The sequence below is a fragment of the Shinella oryzae genome, assembly GCF_023038235.1.
GTDB lineage: Bacteria > Pseudomonadota > Alphaproteobacteria > Rhizobiales > Rhizobiaceae > Shinella > Shinella sumterensis.
In genome coordinates, this window is record NZ_CP081987.1 from 3,228,990 (window position 1) to 3,243,194 (window position 14,205).

The window sequence follows — 14,205 nt, forward strand, 5'->3', positions numbered from 1 at the left end:
CAAAACCGCGCGGGGCGAATTGAACTTGTCGGGGGGTTCTATACGCTGTGGGTACAAATGTTCAATCGCTTACCCGTCGTAATAGCCAGCCTTGAAGAGATGATGATGACACAAGACACCCACCTGACGATCGCCGCCCTGCATGCCCGCGTGGAAGCCATCTTCCGCCGCGCGGGCCTCAACGAGCGGCAGGCGGGCGCACTTTCCCGTGTCATCGTGGCCGGCGAACGTGATGCCTGCAAGTCGCACGGCATCTACCGCATCGAAGGCGCGCTGCGCACCGTCAAGGCCGGCAAGGTCAAGCCGGATGCCGTGCCGGTCCTCGATGCCAACGAGGGGTCGGCCATCGTGAAGGTCAATGCCGATGGCGGCTTCGCCAACACCGCCTTCGAACTGGGCCTGCCGGTGCTTGCCGAGCGCACCCGCGCGCTCGGCATCGCCGCACTTGTCATCAACGACTGCACGCATTTCTCCGCACTCTGGCCCGAGGTCGAGGCCGTGACCAAGGAGGGGCTTGCCGCGCTCGTCATGTGCCCGAGCTATGCCACGGTCGCACCGACGGGTGGCACCAGGCCGCTGCTCGGCACCAATCCCTTCGCCTTCGGCTGGCCGCGCAAGGAAGCGCCGCCCTATGTCTTCGACTTCGCGACATCGGTGGCCGCCCGCGGCGAGATCGAGCTGCACCGGCGCGCCGGCAAAAAGCTGCCCGAAGGCTGGGCGATCGATGCCGACGGCAATCCGACGACCGATCCCGAAGCCGCGCTCGCGGGCGCCATGCTGCCCTTCGGCGGCCACAAGGGTTCGGCCATCGGCACGATGATCGAGCTTCTCGGCGCCATCATGATCGGGGACCTCACCAGCCCGGAAGTGCTCGATTATCTCGGCACGACGACGCTCGCGCCCTTTCACGGCGAGCTCATCATCGCCATGTCGCCGGAAGCCTTCGCCAAGGGCCGGCCCGGCGATCCCTTCGCCCGCGCCGAACAGCTCTTCGAAGCAATTGTCGGTGGTGGCGCCCGCCTGCCGTCGCAACGCCGTTTCGCCGCCCGGAAGGCCTCCGAAACGGATGGCATCAAGCTCACCGCCGCCGAAATCGACCAGCTCGACCGTCTGCTGGACAAGGGACTGGACGCCGTCGCGTGATGAAACCGCGATTTCGTTACCCGGCGAAGGATAACGGAACGCCAAGGTGGGATTGCCGACAAAGAAAAGCCCTCCACGCGGAGGGCTTTTCGGTCATGCGGTCCGCGTCTCAGACCTTGTAGCTCTGCACGGCGCCCGGCAGCTGGCTCCAGGCGGCATACCAGGTGTCGAACAATTTCAGCTGGCTTTCGACATAGCCGCGCTGGCTTTCCGAGAGCGCGTCGGTCTCGTTGAAGTGCAGCGTGTACTCGGCGTCGCCCTTCAGCACCATCATGTGCTTGAAATAGAGCACGAGGTCGGGGCCTTCGTCGAAGGAGGAGAGGACGGCAAGCGCCGATTCCAGCTCCAGCGCACGCTGGCGCGCGTCCGGGTCGCCCTTGGCCGCGCCCTGGGCGAGGCTGCACAGGTGCAGCACTTCCTTGGGCAGCACGCAGCCGATGCCGGTGATCGCGCCGACGGCGCCGCAATTGACGAAGCCGTGGAACACGCAGGTATCGACGCCGATCATCAGCGACACGTCGTCATCACGGCTGGTGATCGTCTCGGCCGCATAGCGCATGTCGGCCGCGCCTCCGAATTCCTTGAAGCCCACGAGGTTCTTGTGTTCCTCGCGCAGGGCGAAAAACAGGTCGGCGCGGGTGGCAAAGCCGTAATACGGGCTGTTGTAGATGACAGCGGGCAGATCCGGCGCGGCACTCAGGATGGCCTTGAAGTGGTTCTTCTGCGCGGCGATGACGGAACCGCGCGACAGCACGCGGGGGATGACCATCAGGCCCTGTGCGCCGACCTTCTGCGCATGGGCGGCATGCGCCACGGCCGAGGCGGTGTTGACGGCGCCCGTGCCGACGATGACGGGGATGCCGGCCTTCACCAGGCGCTCCACGCCTTCCATGCGCTGGGCGTCGGTGAGCAGCGGCCAGTCACCCATCGAGCCGCAATAGACCACGGCCGACATACCCTTGCCGATCAGCTCCTTGCCCTTGCACACCAGCGCGTCGAAGTCCGGCGTGCGGTCGTCCTTGCAGGGCGTCATCAGGGCGGGGATCACGCCGGAAAAAATCTGCGCCTTCATGTCGTTCTCCTCTGGGGCTTTGGGAATGTCGGCCGCGTCCACGCCACCGATCATCGTTCTGCGGCGTGATATATCAGTTTGTATTCTATTTGTCGACAGAAAAGATTCGAGCGCGCCTAAAGCGCGATGTCGAGCCTGTCGTTGCGGCTGAACAGCGCCTGCACCTGCGCGACGATCGCCTCGGCGTGGCTCTTGCCCAGCCCGTCGGCCGCGTCCAGGTCACGCGCCTCGATGGCGGCGATGATGGCGGCGTGCTCATCGACGAAGCGTTGCGGGAACTGCTCCTCGTAGGAGCGGTAATAGAGGTGCAGCATGCGCCGGGACTCATCGAGCAGGCGGCTGAACAGGCCAGTGAAATAGGGGTTGCGGCCCGCCTCCGCGATGGCGGCGTGGAAGGCCGCATTGGTCGCGATCATCGCGGACGTGTCGCGCGCGGTGACAGTGGCGGCATAATCGGCATGCAGGCGGTGAAGGGCCGGAAGATCCTCCGCGCGGTGGTTCTGCGCGGCAAGCCGCGTCGTCACGCGGTACATCAGCACCAGCGCGTCGAAGAGCGGGCTGAGATTCAGGAAGTCGATGGCCGATACCATGGTCGAGCGGTTCGGCAGCGTCTCGATCAGCCCCTCACCGGAAAGCCGCACCAGCGCCTCGCGGATCGGCGTGCGCGACATGCCGAAGCGCTCGGCAAGCTGCACCTCGTCGATCGGGCTGCCCGGTGCGAGCTTCAGGTCGAGAATTTCATCGCGCAGGAGATCATAGACCATCCTGGCGCCGGAGCCGCGCTTGCGTTCAGAAAGGGTGTCGCTCATCGGGGAATATCCTGTTGTCGACAAGACAAATACAGCGCCTGGACGACGCCATCAATCGCCAGCATCGCGCCCTCTTTGCCCCCGGCGACCATGAGAGCGCCGACCGCGACAGACGCGGCACGGCACTCGCACTGTCGTCATTGCGGTTCGGCATAGGCATATGGATAGTGCGGCGCAGCCGCATTCGGTTCGCCAGTTCGTAGCGGCGGTGCAATGCGATGTCGCCCGACAGGCTGCCGCTGGAGGATGTCGCGTGCATAAACATGTCCGGTAAGAGAGCCACTTGGCATGACCATCGAAACCATCTACGAAAAGTCGTCTGATGATTTTATGAGTTGATGATGCAGACGATCAGCAAAACGTCCCTCGCGGAAACCGCCGTGCAGGCGATCCGCGCCGAAATCCTTTCCCGTCGCTGGGCGGTCGGCGAAAAGCTTCCCAACGAGGCGACGTTGTGCGCCATGCTGTCCGTCAGCCGCGGCACGGTGCGCGAGGCGGTGCGTGTTCTGGTCTCGCAGGGCTATCTCGAAACGCGGCAGGGCTCGGGCACCTATGTCCTGTCCGTCGCCGATGCCGCCGGCCCGCTGGTCATGGCGCGGCGCGCCGGCCTGCGCGACCAGTTCGAGACGCGGCTTGCGCTCGATACGGAGGCGGCTCGCCTGGCCGCGATCAGGCACGATGCCGCCGATATCGCAAACCTGCGGGTGCTGCTGGCCGCCCGCGGCCCGTCTGGTGGCGCCGATTTCATCGCGCGCGACCTCGCCTTCCATCGCGCCGTCGTCGCGGCCTCGCGCAATGGCGTGCTGATCGGCATGTACGATTTCTTCGCCACGCTGATTGCCGAAACCATCGCGGCGACGCTCGGCGCGGACCTGCCGGAGCCTTATGCGGCAGCCCATATGGCGATCATCGATGCCATTGCGACCGGCAGCCCTGATGCGGCGGACGCTGCCGTGCGCGCGCTGACCGCGCCCGTGCTTTCCGCCCTCGACCGGCTGCTGCTGTCATGACCGCGCGCCCCGATCCCGGTTCCATCGAACTGATAGAAGCCGAGGAAGGAAGCGTGCCGCCGCCGGTCGCGCACCGGCCGAAAAGCGGGCTGGCGCGCTTCCTGCTCGGCCTGAGCCTCATGCTCATCGCCTTCAACCTGCGGCCGCTGTTTTCCAGCGCTTCGGCGCTCCTGCCGGAAATCCGCGAGGTGCTCGGCCTGTCGGCCACCGGGGCCAGCCTGCTGACGACGCTGCCCGTCGTCTGCCTCGGCCTCTTCTCGCCGCTCGCGCCGCGTCTTGCGCAGCGCATCGGCACGGAGCGCACGCTGCTGGGCGTGGTCGTGCTGCTGGCGCTCGGCACGGCCATGCGCGGCCTCTCCTCCATTCCGCTGCTCTTTATCGGCACCGCACTTGCCGGCGCCTGCATCGCGGTCGGCAATGTGCTGCTGCCCGGCCTGGTCAAGCGCGATTTTCCCGACAAGGCCGCGCTGATGACGGGCCTCTACACCATGACCATGTGCGCCGGTGCGGCCGGCGCCGCCGGGCTGACGCTGCCCATCGAACATGCGCTCGGCGGCTCGCTTCCCGCCGCTCTGGCGGTCTGGGCGCTGCCGGCCCTCGTCGTCAGCCTGCTCTGGCTGCCGCAGGTGGTGATGAGCGGCGGCCAGGTCCGCCGCGCGGCCGTGCGTGTCGAAGGCCTGTGGCGCGACCGTCTCGCCTGGCACGTCACGCTGTTCATGGGCCTGCAATCCGCACTCGCCTATTGCGTCTTCGGCTGGCTGGTGCCGATTCTGCGCGAACGCGGCCTCGATGGCGTGACGGCCGGTGCCGTCGTCTCGGTCTCCGTCATGGTGCAGGCCGTCGCCTGCCTCGTGGCGCCGCATCTGGCGGTGCGCGGCCGCGACCAGCGGCTGATCAATGTCGCGCTGTGTGCCGTCGCCGTCGTCGCGCTGATCGGCCTGCTTTTCGCGCCGCTGTGGTCCGTCTGGTTCTGGGCGGCGCTGCAGGGCATCGGGCAGGGCGGGCTGATCGCGGTGGCGCTCACCGTCATCGTGCTGCGCTCGCCCGAACCCATCGTCGCCGCGCATCTGTCCGGCATGGCGCAATGCGTCGGCTATCTGCTCGCGGCCATCGGCCCGCTCCTCGTCGGCCTCATTCGCGGCTGGACGGGCAGCTTTGCCTGGAGCGCTGTGCTCTTCGTGCTGCTGGGCCTGGGCGCGGCCGTCAATGGCTGGTTTGCCGGGCGCGCCCTTTACGTCAAGGCGCGGGTGGTGGAGGCATAGGGCCGCACGACCCCGTTTTCCGTCACGATCACGTCCATCGCAATATCGTGCGACTGCGGATGGATCGTCGCGCATTGCGCGCCGCTGTAGCCGACGCCGATGACGCGCGGTCTGCGCGGCAGGGCGGCGAGCGTCCTGTCGAAGAAGCCGCCGCCATAGCCCAGCCGGTAGCAGGCCGGGTCATAACCGACGACGGGCGCGAGCACGATATCGGGAATGACGGGTCCACGCGCGGCGGGGATCGGGATGTTCCACACGCCCCGCTCGAGCGGATCGCCCTGCTGCCAGGCACGAAATTCCAGCGGCCGACCCTTGGCGATCACCACGGGCAGCGCGGTTCGCGCGCCCGAACCGGCAAGGCTTTGCAGGAGCGGGCGCAGGTCCGGTTCGCCGCGAAACGGCCAGTAACCGCTGATCACCAGCCCTGCGGCCGCACCGATCTCCGCCAGCACCTGTTCGGCGATCGAGGCAGCGAACGCGGCCCGTGTCTCGGCCGGCACGGCAAGGCGCGCGGCGATCAGCCGGTCCCGCTCGGCCTTGCGCCAGCGGTTGACCTGCGGCCAGTCGCGCGGCGCGGCCGGGTCGGGCAGGCCGGCATAGTCGGGGTCGACCTCGTGCAGGAAACAGGCCGGCGAGGCGAGGGAAGTGGGCTTGTCGTCGTCATCCATGATGTTGGCCCTTGCAAGAGTGCCGTCAGGCGAGGATCGCGTGCTTTCGCCGGCTGGGCGAACGAGTTCAGTCCGGTGGTTGCGCGTCGAGAAATGCTGCAAGCACGCCGGCGTGATTGAAGTCCCGGTTGCGGGAGCCGTATAGCAGCGTCACGGGTCCGGCTGCTGCGCGGGCGCGCAGGTCATCGAAGGCCGGATTGCCCGCAAGTTCAGCCAGATAGCGCGCCTTGAAGCCTTCCCACCGTTCCGGCCGATGGTCAAACCATTGGCGCAGCTCCGTCGTCGGCGCCACATCCTTCATCCATAGCGCAAAGGCGGCCTTCTCTTTTGATATGCCACGCGGCCAGAGTCGGTCGACAAGGATGCGTTCCCCGTCGTCCGCGGCCGGCGGGTCGTAAACGCGCTTGATTGCGATCGGCATTGCCTCCTCCTTCGACTTGACTTTGCGCCCCTGCTCACCCCATCATATGGGCATGATGACGACGCCTTCCATTGCCCGGTTCCTGAAACGATTGTTTCCTCTCGCAGGACACTAGCCCCTCGGCTCGGTCGCGTCGCGCCCCGGCCGCGGGGCATTGCGGTTCTGTGAATGTCCAGACACCGCACCGGTAAAGCGCGACATCATTCCCCTGTTTTTCAGATTTCCGTGTGCCCGATGGGCCGCGAAGCACCGTGTCGTGAGGTTTCCATGACCGCAAAGACCAAGGGCACCCGCCTGCCCGCCATCACCATCGCGCGTTCCGAACACGCGCGCCTATCCAATCTCGCCGACATGCTGGCCGAGCGCGATCCGCATTCGGCCGAGCAGCTGGCGACCGAGCTCGACCGCGCCAAGGTCATCGACGATGCGCGCATGGCGCCCGGCATCGTGCGCATGGGCTCCGTCGTCGAATTCCAGATCGACGACGAGCCGCCGCAGACGGCCGAGCTCGTCTTCCCCAAGGATGCCGATATCGCCCGCAAGCGCATCTCGGTGCTGACATCGGTCGGTGCCGCGCTCATCGGCATGTCGGCCGGCCACGCCATCGAATGGGCCGCGCGCGACGGCAAGCCGCGCCGCCTCTCGGTCATCGCCGTGCATGACGGCGTGCCGGATGCGCACGCGTCTTAGCATCGCGAAGAAGGCCATGAAATTCCTGTCTTTTCCCGCATCCGGGCGCATCGGAGGCTGCCTCGTCGCAGGATCGTGACCCCCTGTGCCGTGCGCGGCCAGGGGGCTCTCCACCATGGATATCTGGAACCCGCCTTCCGGGCGGATGGAGAACACGATGAAACGCGAACCGGGAATGCTTGTGGCGCGCGACGCCTATGTGCTGGAAAAGATGGCGCGCGGCCGCCCGCCGCTGACACGGGAATGGCAGGCGCTGCTCGACCGCAAGCTTGCCAGCGCCCGCCTGCCGGAATGTGGCACCGTGCCCTCCGGGCTTGCGATGATCGATGCGCGCGTGACCTTCCGTTGCGCAAGCGGGCTTGCCGATACCCGCACGCTCTGCCTTCCCGCCACTTATGTGCCCGGCGGCGCCTTCCTGCCCATCACCACCTTCTACGGCCTTGCGCTGCTGGGGCTTCGCGAAGGTGAAAGCATCGCCTTCGCCCGGCCGGAGGGCCGGCGCGACTGGCTCGTGCTGGACCGCGTGCATTTCCAGCCGTCGATGGATGACGCCGCACCGGAGCAAAGGCCGGCCTTCCGCCTCATCGCTGGCGGGCTGGAAGAACGCAGTTTCCTGTCGGCCAACGAAAACGGCCCGGGAGAAGGTCCCGGGCCGTCGGCTGCCTGAAGGCGAAGCGATCAGATCACGCCCTGCGCGCGCATGGCTTCCGCCACGCGGATGAAGCCCGCGATATTGGCGCCGAGCACGTAGTTGCCCTTGGCGCCATATTCGTCCGCCGTCTCGGCGCAGCGGTCGTGAATGCCCTGCATGATCTGGCCGAGGCGCTCGCGGGCCTGTTCGAAGCTCCAGCTGTCGCGGCTGGCATTCTGCTGCATTTCGAGCGCCGACGTGGCGACGCCGCCGGCATTGGCCGCCTTGCCCGGGCCGAACAGCACGCCCGATTCCTGGAAGGCGCGCACGGCTTCGGGCGTGGACGGCATGTTGGCGCCTTCCGCAACCGCGATGACGCCGTTGGCGATCAGCGTCTTGGCGTCCTTGCCGGTCAGTTCGTTCTGTGTGGCGCAGGGCAGCGCCACGTCGCAGGCGACGTCCCAGATCGAGCCCTTGCCGGTCGGAATGAAATGCGCCGACTTCTTCACCCGCACATAGTCCGACATGCGCTCGCGGCGCACTTCCTTGATGTCCTTGACGAGGTCGAGGTCAATGCCCTCGGCGTCATGCACATAGCCGCTGCTGTCGGAGCAGGCGACGACGGTCGCGCCATACTTGATCGCCTGTTCCATGGCGTAGACGGCGACATTGCCGGAGCCGGAGACCGTGACCTTCTTGCCCTCGAAATCCGTGCCGCGGCTTTCGAGCATGGCGCGGGTGAAGTAGACCGCGCCGTAGCCGGTCGCCTCCTTGCGCACCAGCGAGCCGCCGTAGCTCAGGCCCTTGCCGGTGAACACGCCGGCCTCGAAGCGGTTGGTGAGGCGCTTGTACTGGCCGAACATCCAGCCGATCTCGCGGCCGCTCACGCCGATGTCGCCGGCCGGCACGTCCGTGTGCTCGCCGAGATGGCGGTGCAGTTCGGTCATGAAGGACTGGCAGAAGCGCATGATCTCGCCTTCAGAGCGGCCCTTGGGATCGAAGTCCGAGCCGCCCTTGCCGCCGCCGATCGGCAGGCCCGTCAGCGCGTTCTTGAAGATCTGCTCGAAGCCGAGGAACTTGATGATGCCGAGATTGACGGAGGGGTGGAAGCGCAGGCCGCCCTTGTAGGGACCGAGCGCCGAGTTGAACTGCACGCGGAAGCCGCGGTTGATGTGCACCTGTCCCTTGTCGTCCACCCACGGCACGCGAAAGATGATCTGGCGCTCCGGCTCGCAGATGCGCTCGATCAGCGCATCCTTCAGGTAGTCCGGATGCTTCGTCACGACGAGCCCCAGGCTCTCCAGCACTTCGCGCGCCGCCTGGTGGAATTCCGGTTCGGCCGGGTTGCGCTGTAGAACCTGGGCGAGGATCGGTTCAAGCTTTTCATCGACGGTCGGCATCGCGACGCTCCTTCGTTTCATATTCACAGTTCTTGGCGGGGCCGGTCCGTCAGGACAGGCCCCGGTGACATCGCTCGGGCATGGTCAGATACCCTGTCCGTGGCCGGCCATCAGGCCGGTGCGTGTGGTGTGGGAAAGGCTTCTCGCCAGGGTGGCGAGAAGATCGGTCTGGGAAACGATGCCGATGACACGCTCTGCATCGTCGATGACGACCACCGCATGGATCGTGCCGTCCGTCAGGCGCGGCAAAAGGCTAACCGCTAGGTCGGAGGAACGCGCGGTCGCAGCCTTGGTCACGGGAAGCGCCGCCCCGGGCGCAGCCGTCGCCAGTTCGCGAAGGCCGACGGTGCCGGCAAGCCGGTTTTCGCCGTCGAGCACAGGCAGGGTGCGGATATCGTGGTCGAGAAGCTTGCGCCGCGCCTCATCCGGCGTGGCGTCGGCGTGCACCGTCACCACGTCGCGCGACATGATGTCGTCCACGGTCAACGCGCCGTGGCGCCGCGCCAGCGCCTGCCGTTCCACCTCGCGCAGCAGCGCGTCGATATCCGCGCGGCTGACATCGAGCGTTTCGTCGAGGCGGGCGATTGCCGCGTCGATATCGCCGGCGGTGAAGCCGGCCCGCAATGCCGCGGGCGGGTCTGCCGTTCCATGCGTGTTGATCGGCGTCGCGGCCGGCCGGTGCGGATATTGCCGCCCCGCCAGCCGGTGAAACGCCATGCCGATGAGGACGAGGATCAGCGAATTGAGCGCGATCGGAACGAGCGGAAACCAGAAGCCGGCGCGGGTGACCGCAGCCCCGCCGATGACGGCCGTCAGCGCGGCGGCGCCACCCGGCGGGTGCAGCGAGCGCGTCAGCGACATCACGAGAATGGCGAGGGCCACCGCAAGCCCGATGGCGAGCGCGGGATCGGAAACGAGCGAGGCGATGGCAACGCCTGCGAAGGCGGAGATCGTGTTGCCGCCGATAATCGGCCAGGGCTGGGCCAGCGGGCTGGCGGGAACGGCAAAAAGCAGCACGGCGGATGCGCCGATGGGCGCGACGATCAGAGGCAGATGAGGGCCGTTACCCATCACCATACCGCAGACGAGACCCGTCACGCAGATGCCCAGAAGCGCGCCGAGGCAGCCGATCAGCCTTTCCTTCAGCGTGGCGCCGGCCAGGATCGGAGAGAAAAGCCGGATTTTAAACAGAATGCCCGACTTATGGGCATCGTCATGGGGTTTTTCCACGATGATCCTGATCTTTAAAAGGCATATGATTATTTTATAGGCTTATGTGCCTAACGACGCGGCGATGCAAGCGGGCAATCGCAAGATTTTGCATGGCTGGAAACGGGTGCGCCAAAGTGTCCGCAAGCCCTACCGGCAGCGCGTGCCGCAAAAGCAAAAGGCCCCCGCGAAGCAGGGGCCTTTTTGATGTTTCCATTGCCGCCAAGGCAACTGAAACAGGGGATTGGTGCCCAGAAGAGGACTCGAACCTCCACACCCTTTCGAGTACCAGCACCTGAAGCTGGCGCGTCTACCAATTCCGCCATCTGGGCGACGGAGAGCGATGTAGAAGGACCGCCCTCCGGTGTCAACAGGCTTTTTGAAGTTTTCGCAACAGCTTGGCGAAAAGCCTGTTTTCCATGTGCCGCCGTGCCTGCCTCTAGCGGGCCGCGGCCCAGTCGCGGATGCGCGCCAGCCCCGCCTGCAGCAGCCGGGCGGCGGCCGCGTCGTCGCGGGCCTCCACATAGCAGCGCATTTCCGGCGCATTGCCGGACGGGCGCAGGTGAATGATGCTTGCGTCCGCAAGCGTCACCCGCAGCCCGTCGATATCGCTGATACCGGCGGGCACCCCGATCGGGGCGAGGAAGGCGGCAAGCGCCTCGCCACCGCTGCGCAGCGTCGTCATCAGCGCCGCGCTGGTTTCCACGGGAAAGTTTTCCAGCCGGTCGCTGGCCGCCGCGGGAAGCGAAAAGCCGGCCGCAACGGCCGAGAGCGGCTGGCGGCGGCTCTGTGCCAGCGCCAGCACGGCAAGCACCGGCATCAGGCTGTCGCGGGTGGGCAGCGGCGTCAGTATGCGGCCGTTCACGGTGAAGGGCGTCGCCGTCAGCGTGCCGCCATTGGCCTCGAAACCGACGACGGCGTCGGCGCCCGCCGCCACCGCCTCGTTCATCGCGGCAATGACGAAGGGAGAACCGACGCGGGTGCGCAGCACGCGCCCGCCGATTGCGGCCTCGATGCCGGAATTGGAGGTGACCGGCGTGGCCACGACCGTAGCGCCGAGAAAGCGGCTGGCGATCAGGCCGACGAGATCGCCGCGCAGCGGCGTCCCCGTCTCGTCGGTGATAAGCGGCCGGTCGCCGTCGCCGTCGGCGGAGACGATGGCGTCGAGGCCGTGCTGCGCCGCCCAGCCCTGCAAAAGGGCGATGGTCTCCCCCGACACCGCTTCGGTATCCACGGGAATGAAGGTCTCGGAGCGGCCGAGCGCCACGACATCGGCGCCATGATGCGCCAGCACCGAAACGAAGAGGTCGCGCGCCACGGTCGAATGCTGGTAGACGCCGATCCTGAGGCCCGCAAGGCTGCCTTCGGGCAGGAGCGCGCGGTTGCGCGCGCCGTAGAGCGCCATGGCGGCGTCATGCGCGTCCGGCGCCGCCTCCTGGGCGGCATCGACGATTGCGCCTTCCTTCCGCAGCGCCTCGGCGGCGGCGTTGATCGCGGCTTCGTCCGCCTTGTCGATCTCGCCGTCCGGCCGGTAGAACTTGATGCCGTTGCGGTCGGCGGGAATGTGCGAGCCCGTCACCATGAGGCTCGCCGCGCGGCGCTCCAAGCCGAGGAGGGCGAGTGCGGGCGTCGGCAGCGTGCCGCAGTCGCAGGGTGCAAGCCCCGTCTTGCGCAGCGCTGCGATGGCGATGGCCGAGACCGCGGGGCTGGAGGCCCGGAAATCCCGCCCGACGAGGACTGCGTCGCCCGGTTTGGCGATCCCGGATCCCAGGAGGTGGCGGGCAAAGGCGGTGGCATAAAGCGCCGTCGCGGGACCTTCCAGATCGACGGAAAGGCCCCGCAGGCCGCTGGTGCCGAATTTCAGGCTCATTGCTTACCCCTCCACTTGCGGATCGCGATCGTCGCGATACATCTCGTCATGCCCGCGCGATCACGAATAAAACAAAATGCGTGGCCGTAATGCTAGGCAGGGACGTGACAGGGAAATATCCCGCAAGGATAGTGAGGATCAACATGTCGAAGATTCGAAATATCATTTTCGGTTGCGCGATGGGTCTCGCCTCGGCAATCGCTCCGCTTGGAACGGCCCAGGCCGCTCCGCTTGCTGTGCCCGCGCTCAAGCTCCAGACCGCAAACGACGTCACCGAAGCGCAGTTCTGCGTCGGCTATGGTTGCGAGCGGCGCTGGCATCGCCGTCACCATTATCGCCCGTATTACGGCTATGAGCGCCGCTACTATCGCCCGCGCTACGAGCGCCCGCGTTATTACGGCGGCGGACGCAATGCGCATGTGCGCTGGTGCCTCAACCGCTATCGCACCTATGACCCCTACACCAACCGCTACCATGCCGGTAACGGCATCTACCGGGTCTGCTATTCGCCCTACCGTTAAGGCGGCCAGGCGAACGAAGGACGGCGGGCTTCAGGCCCGCCGTTTTCGTTTCAGGCGTCCGGAGCGGACACCCGGTCGGTATGGCCGAGATCGCGCTCGGGCTCGATGATATCGCGCACCCGCTGCTTCAGTTCCTTCGGCCCGGGAAAGCCGCCGTCGCGCTTGCGCTCCCAGACCACGGTCTCGTTCACGCGGATCTCGAAATTGCCGCCGGTGCCGGGAATGAGTGCCACTTCGCCGAGCGAATCGGAAAAGGTCGACAGCAGCTCCTGCGCCATCCAGCCGGCGCGCAGCAGCCAGTTGCACTGGGTGCAGTAGAGAATGGAAACACGCGGCTTCGCGTCGGACATGGCTGCCTCCTTTGTAAGTCGGCAAGCTATAACAGGCATGCCGGCGTCAAGGCGATGGCGCTTGCGGCCCTCACGGAAATGTCAACCGAATTCATCATGTTTTGTCGACGGACATCTTGTCGCAGCCGAATTCATGGTCGAGAGGACGTGCACTGCAACATTTCCAACGGAGCCCCGCATGACCGACGTTTCACCTGCCCGCCCGCGTCTCATCATCCCCAAGCTTGGCGGCCTTTATGCCGCACTGCATGAAAGCGCCGAGACGATCCTGCGCGTCGCTGCCGGCCTGCTGCTCGTCACGCACGGCTACGGCAAGATCATGAACCCCTTCGGCGCCGTCGGCATGGTGGAAAGCCTGGGCTTCTATCCGGGCGTCTTCTGGTCGCCGCTGCTGGCCGCCACCGAATTCTTCGGCGGCATCCTGGTTGCCATCGGCCTCTTCACGCGCCCGGCGGCCTTCGCCTCCATGATCGTACTGGCCGTGACCGTCTACTTCCACTGGTTTGTGAAGGCCGAGGGCCTGATGGGCGCGGAGAAGTCCGTCCTCTGGACGCTGATCTTCCTCTTCTTCGCGGTTCGCGGGTCCAACAGCCACTCGGTGGATGCCAAGCTCGGCCGTCAGTTCTGATCGACATCCTCGGCCGGCTGCGCCCCGCGGTGCAGCTGCGCCTTGACCATGGCCAACAGCGTGTCGGCCTCGAAGGGCTTGGTGGCGACGGGCAGCGTCTCGAAGCCGGCGACGCCTCTCTGGTGCGCCTCGCTCACCGTCGTCAGCAGCAAGGGAACGCCGGCGTCGACAAGCCGCTGGATTGCCGGCGCGATGCCGGACATGTCGAGCGGAACGTCGATCAGGCACAGATCCACATCCGCAAGTGCTGATGTGTTCCACTGGCCGAGCTGCTCGGGCCGCACGAGGGTGGTGCGACAATCGATGGCCGAGCGGATGAGATATTCGGCGTCCAGGGCGATGAGAAACTCGTGCTCGGCGATCACGATATGGGGGAACGACTGGTCCATGGCGCGATACTCCTCGTCCATGCGAATCCGCCGGGAGGGGCGGTTTGGGAGGCGGAATGTGGGGCGGCGGCACCGATGTGTCATTTAAAAAAGACATAGTGCCGGTGCGATGGAACAAGTTCGCGCCTGCCC

At 66.3% G+C, this 14,205-nt stretch carries 16 protein-coding genes and 1 tRNA gene; 7 read left to right on the forward strand and 10 right to left on the reverse strand.

From position 1 onward, the window contains the following. The first annotated feature begins 105 nt into the window (after nt 1-105). A complete protein-coding gene (locus tag K6301_RS15690; protein ID WP_247218270.1) occupies nt 106-1,143 on the forward strand; it encodes an Ldh family oxidoreductase in 1,038 nt (345 codons plus the stop codon). A 109-nt stretch (nt 1,144-1,252) separates the two neighbouring features. On the opposite strand, the gene K6301_RS15695 is transcribed toward K6301_RS15690, so the two are convergent. Together K6301_RS15695 and K6301_RS15700 are read right to left on the reverse strand one after the other, a co-directional pair. After that, nucleotides 1,253-2,215 (reverse strand): dihydrodipicolinate synthase family protein, encoded by a 963-nt coding sequence (locus K6301_RS15695; protein ID WP_247218272.1) that lies wholly within the window; start codon nt 2,213-2,215, stop codon nt 1,253-1,255. Between the two features lie 116 nt (nt 2,216-2,331). Then, nucleotides 2,332-3,024, reverse strand: a complete 693-nt coding sequence (locus K6301_RS15700; protein ID WP_247218274.1) for a GntR family transcriptional regulator — start codon at nt 3,022-3,024, stop codon at nt 2,332-2,334. 341 nt (nt 3,025-3,365) lie between these two features. On the opposite strand from K6301_RS15700, the gene K6301_RS15705 reads away from it, so the two are divergent. Both K6301_RS15705 and K6301_RS15710 read left to right on the forward strand, forming a co-directional pair. Continuing rightward, on the forward strand, nt 3,366-4,034 hold the full coding sequence (locus K6301_RS15705) for a FadR/GntR family transcriptional regulator (protein ID WP_247218276.1): 669 nt from the start codon (nt 3,366-3,368) through the stop codon (nt 4,032-4,034). Then, nucleotides 4,031-5,296, forward strand: a complete 1,266-nt coding sequence (locus tag K6301_RS15710) for a CynX/NimT family MFS transporter (RefSeq protein WP_247218278.1) — start codon at nt 4,031-4,033, stop codon at nt 5,294-5,296. The genes K6301_RS15705 and K6301_RS15710 overlap by 4 nt, the downstream gene beginning before the upstream one ends. Here the strand turns inward: K6301_RS15710 and K6301_RS15715 are convergent. Further along, nucleotides 5,266-5,964 carry a 5-formyltetrahydrofolate cyclo-ligase gene (locus K6301_RS15715; protein ID WP_247218279.1) on the reverse strand — a complete coding sequence of 233 codons (699 nt, stop codon included), beginning with the start codon at nt 5,962-5,964 and terminating at the stop codon, nt 5,266-5,268. The two genes, K6301_RS15710 and K6301_RS15715, sit on opposite strands and share 31 nt — an antisense overlap. Before the next feature lie 67 nt (nt 5,965-6,031). Further along, nucleotides 6,032-6,385: a DUF488 domain-containing protein gene (locus K6301_RS15720; protein ID WP_247218281.1), complete on the reverse strand. Its 354-nt coding sequence runs from the start codon at nt 6,383-6,385 to the stop codon at nt 6,032-6,034. A 267-nt stretch (nt 6,386-6,652) separates the two neighbouring features. Between K6301_RS15720 and rnk the strand changes: the two genes are divergently transcribed. Both rnk and K6301_RS15730 read left to right on the forward strand, forming a co-directional pair. Then, nucleotides 6,653-7,075 carry a nucleoside diphosphate kinase regulator gene (gene rnk, locus K6301_RS15725; RefSeq protein ID WP_247218283.1) on the forward strand — a complete coding sequence of 141 codons (423 nt, stop codon included), beginning with the start codon at nt 6,653-6,655 and terminating at the stop codon, nt 7,073-7,075. 157 nt (nt 7,076-7,232) lie between these two features. Further along, the gene (locus K6301_RS15730) at nt 7,233-7,742 is read left to right on the forward strand and encodes a GreA/GreB family elongation factor (RefSeq protein ID WP_247218285.1); all 510 of its coding nucleotides are present in this window, start codon (nt 7,233-7,235) and stop codon (nt 7,740-7,742) included. A gap of 11 nt (nt 7,743-7,753) precedes the next feature. On the opposite strand, the gene gdhA is transcribed toward K6301_RS15730, so the two are convergent. The 4 genes from gdhA to K6301_RS15750 all read right to left on the reverse strand — a co-directional run bounded on the left by gdhA (nt 7,754) and on the right by K6301_RS15750 (nt 12,185). Continuing rightward, on the reverse strand, nt 7,754-9,106 hold the full coding sequence (gene gdhA / locus K6301_RS15735; protein WP_247218287.1) for an NADP-specific glutamate dehydrogenase: 1,353 nt from the start codon (nt 9,104-9,106) through the stop codon (nt 7,754-7,756). A gap of 84 nt (nt 9,107-9,190) precedes the next feature. Then, a complete protein-coding gene (locus K6301_RS15740; RefSeq protein ID WP_425475407.1) occupies nt 9,191-10,342 on the reverse strand; it encodes an HPP family protein in 1,152 nt (383 codons plus the stop codon). A gap of 218 nt (nt 10,343-10,560) precedes the next feature. Next, a tRNA-Leu gene (locus tag K6301_RS15745) sits at nt 10,561-10,647 on the reverse strand. Nucleotides 10,648-10,754: 107 nt separating this feature from the next. Then, nucleotides 10,755-12,185: a phosphohexomutase domain-containing protein gene (locus K6301_RS15750; RefSeq protein ID WP_247218292.1), complete on the reverse strand. Its 1,431-nt coding sequence runs from the start codon at nt 12,183-12,185 to the stop codon at nt 10,755-10,757. 143 nt (nt 12,186-12,328) lie between these two features. On the opposite strand from K6301_RS15750, the gene K6301_RS15755 reads away from it, so the two are divergent. Continuing rightward, nucleotides 12,329-12,706 carry a BA14K family protein gene (locus tag K6301_RS15755; protein WP_247218294.1) on the forward strand — a complete coding sequence of 126 codons (378 nt, stop codon included), beginning with the start codon at nt 12,329-12,331 and terminating at the stop codon, nt 12,704-12,706. A gap of 50 nt (nt 12,707-12,756) precedes the next feature. On the opposite strand, the gene K6301_RS15760 is transcribed toward K6301_RS15755, so the two are convergent. After that, entirely contained in the window at nt 12,757-13,056 is a 300-nt protein-coding gene (locus tag K6301_RS15760) for an Rdx family protein (protein ID WP_247218296.1), read from the reverse strand. Nucleotides 13,057-13,234: 178 nt separating this feature from the next. On the opposite strand from K6301_RS15760, the gene K6301_RS15765 reads away from it, so the two are divergent. After that, a complete protein-coding gene (locus K6301_RS15765; protein WP_247218298.1) occupies nt 13,235-13,684 on the forward strand; it encodes a DoxX family protein in 450 nt (149 codons plus the stop codon). Here K6301_RS15765 and K6301_RS15770 read toward each other — a convergent pair. Beyond that, the gene (locus K6301_RS15770) at nt 13,675-14,094 is read right to left on the reverse strand and encodes a response regulator (protein ID WP_247218300.1); all 420 of its coding nucleotides are present in this window, start codon (nt 14,092-14,094) and stop codon (nt 13,675-13,677) included. The two genes, K6301_RS15765 and K6301_RS15770, sit on opposite strands and share 10 nt — an antisense overlap. Nucleotides 14,095-14,205: the final 111 nt, after the last annotated feature.

What these genes read in the sequence shown, in the direction of transcription:
- K6301_RS15690 (WP_247218270.1), top strand. Translation starts at nt 106, where the DNA reads ATGACACAAGACACCCACCTGACGATCGCCGCCCTGCATGCCCGCGTG.
- K6301_RS15695 (WP_247218272.1), bottom strand. Translation starts at nt 2,215, where the DNA reads ATGAAGGCGCAGATTTTTTCCGGCGTGATCCCCGCCCTGATGACGCCC.
- K6301_RS15700 (WP_247218274.1), bottom strand. Translation starts at nt 3,024, where the DNA reads ATGAGCGACACCCTTTCTGAACGCAAGCGCGGCTCCGGCGCCAGGATG.
- K6301_RS15705 (WP_247218276.1), top strand. Translation starts at nt 3,366, where the DNA reads ATGCAGACGATCAGCAAAACGTCCCTCGCGGAAACCGCCGTGCAGGCG.
- K6301_RS15710 (WP_247218278.1), top strand. Translation starts at nt 4,031, where the DNA reads ATGACCGCGCGCCCCGATCCCGGTTCCATCGAACTGATAGAAGCCGAG.
- K6301_RS15715 (WP_247218279.1), bottom strand. Translation starts at nt 5,964, where the DNA reads ATGGATGACGACGACAAGCCCACTTCCCTCGCCTCGCCGGCCTGTTTC.
- K6301_RS15720 (WP_247218281.1), bottom strand. Translation starts at nt 6,385, where the DNA reads ATGCCGATCGCAATCAAGCGCGTTTACGACCCGCCGGCCGCGGACGAC.
- rnk (WP_247218283.1), top strand. Translation starts at nt 6,653, where the DNA reads ATGACCGCAAAGACCAAGGGCACCCGCCTGCCCGCCATCACCATCGCG.
- K6301_RS15730 (WP_247218285.1), top strand. Translation starts at nt 7,233, where the DNA reads ATGAAACGCGAACCGGGAATGCTTGTGGCGCGCGACGCCTATGTGCTG.
- gdhA (WP_247218287.1), bottom strand. Translation starts at nt 9,106, where the DNA reads ATGCCGACCGTCGATGAAAAGCTTGAACCGATCCTCGCCCAGGTTCTA.
- K6301_RS15750 (WP_247218292.1), bottom strand. Translation starts at nt 12,185, where the DNA reads ATGAGCCTGAAATTCGGCACCAGCGGCCTGCGGGGCCTTTCCGTCGAT.
- K6301_RS15755 (WP_247218294.1), top strand. Translation starts at nt 12,329, where the DNA reads ATGTCGAAGATTCGAAATATCATTTTCGGTTGCGCGATGGGTCTCGCC.
- K6301_RS15760 (WP_247218296.1), bottom strand. Translation starts at nt 13,056, where the DNA reads ATGTCCGACGCGAAGCCGCGTGTTTCCATTCTCTACTGCACCCAGTGC.
- K6301_RS15765 (WP_247218298.1), top strand. Translation starts at nt 13,235, where the DNA reads ATGACCGACGTTTCACCTGCCCGCCCGCGTCTCATCATCCCCAAGCTT.
- K6301_RS15770 (WP_247218300.1), bottom strand. Translation starts at nt 14,094, where the DNA reads ATGGACGAGGAGTATCGCGCCATGGACCAGTCGTTCCCCCATATCGTG.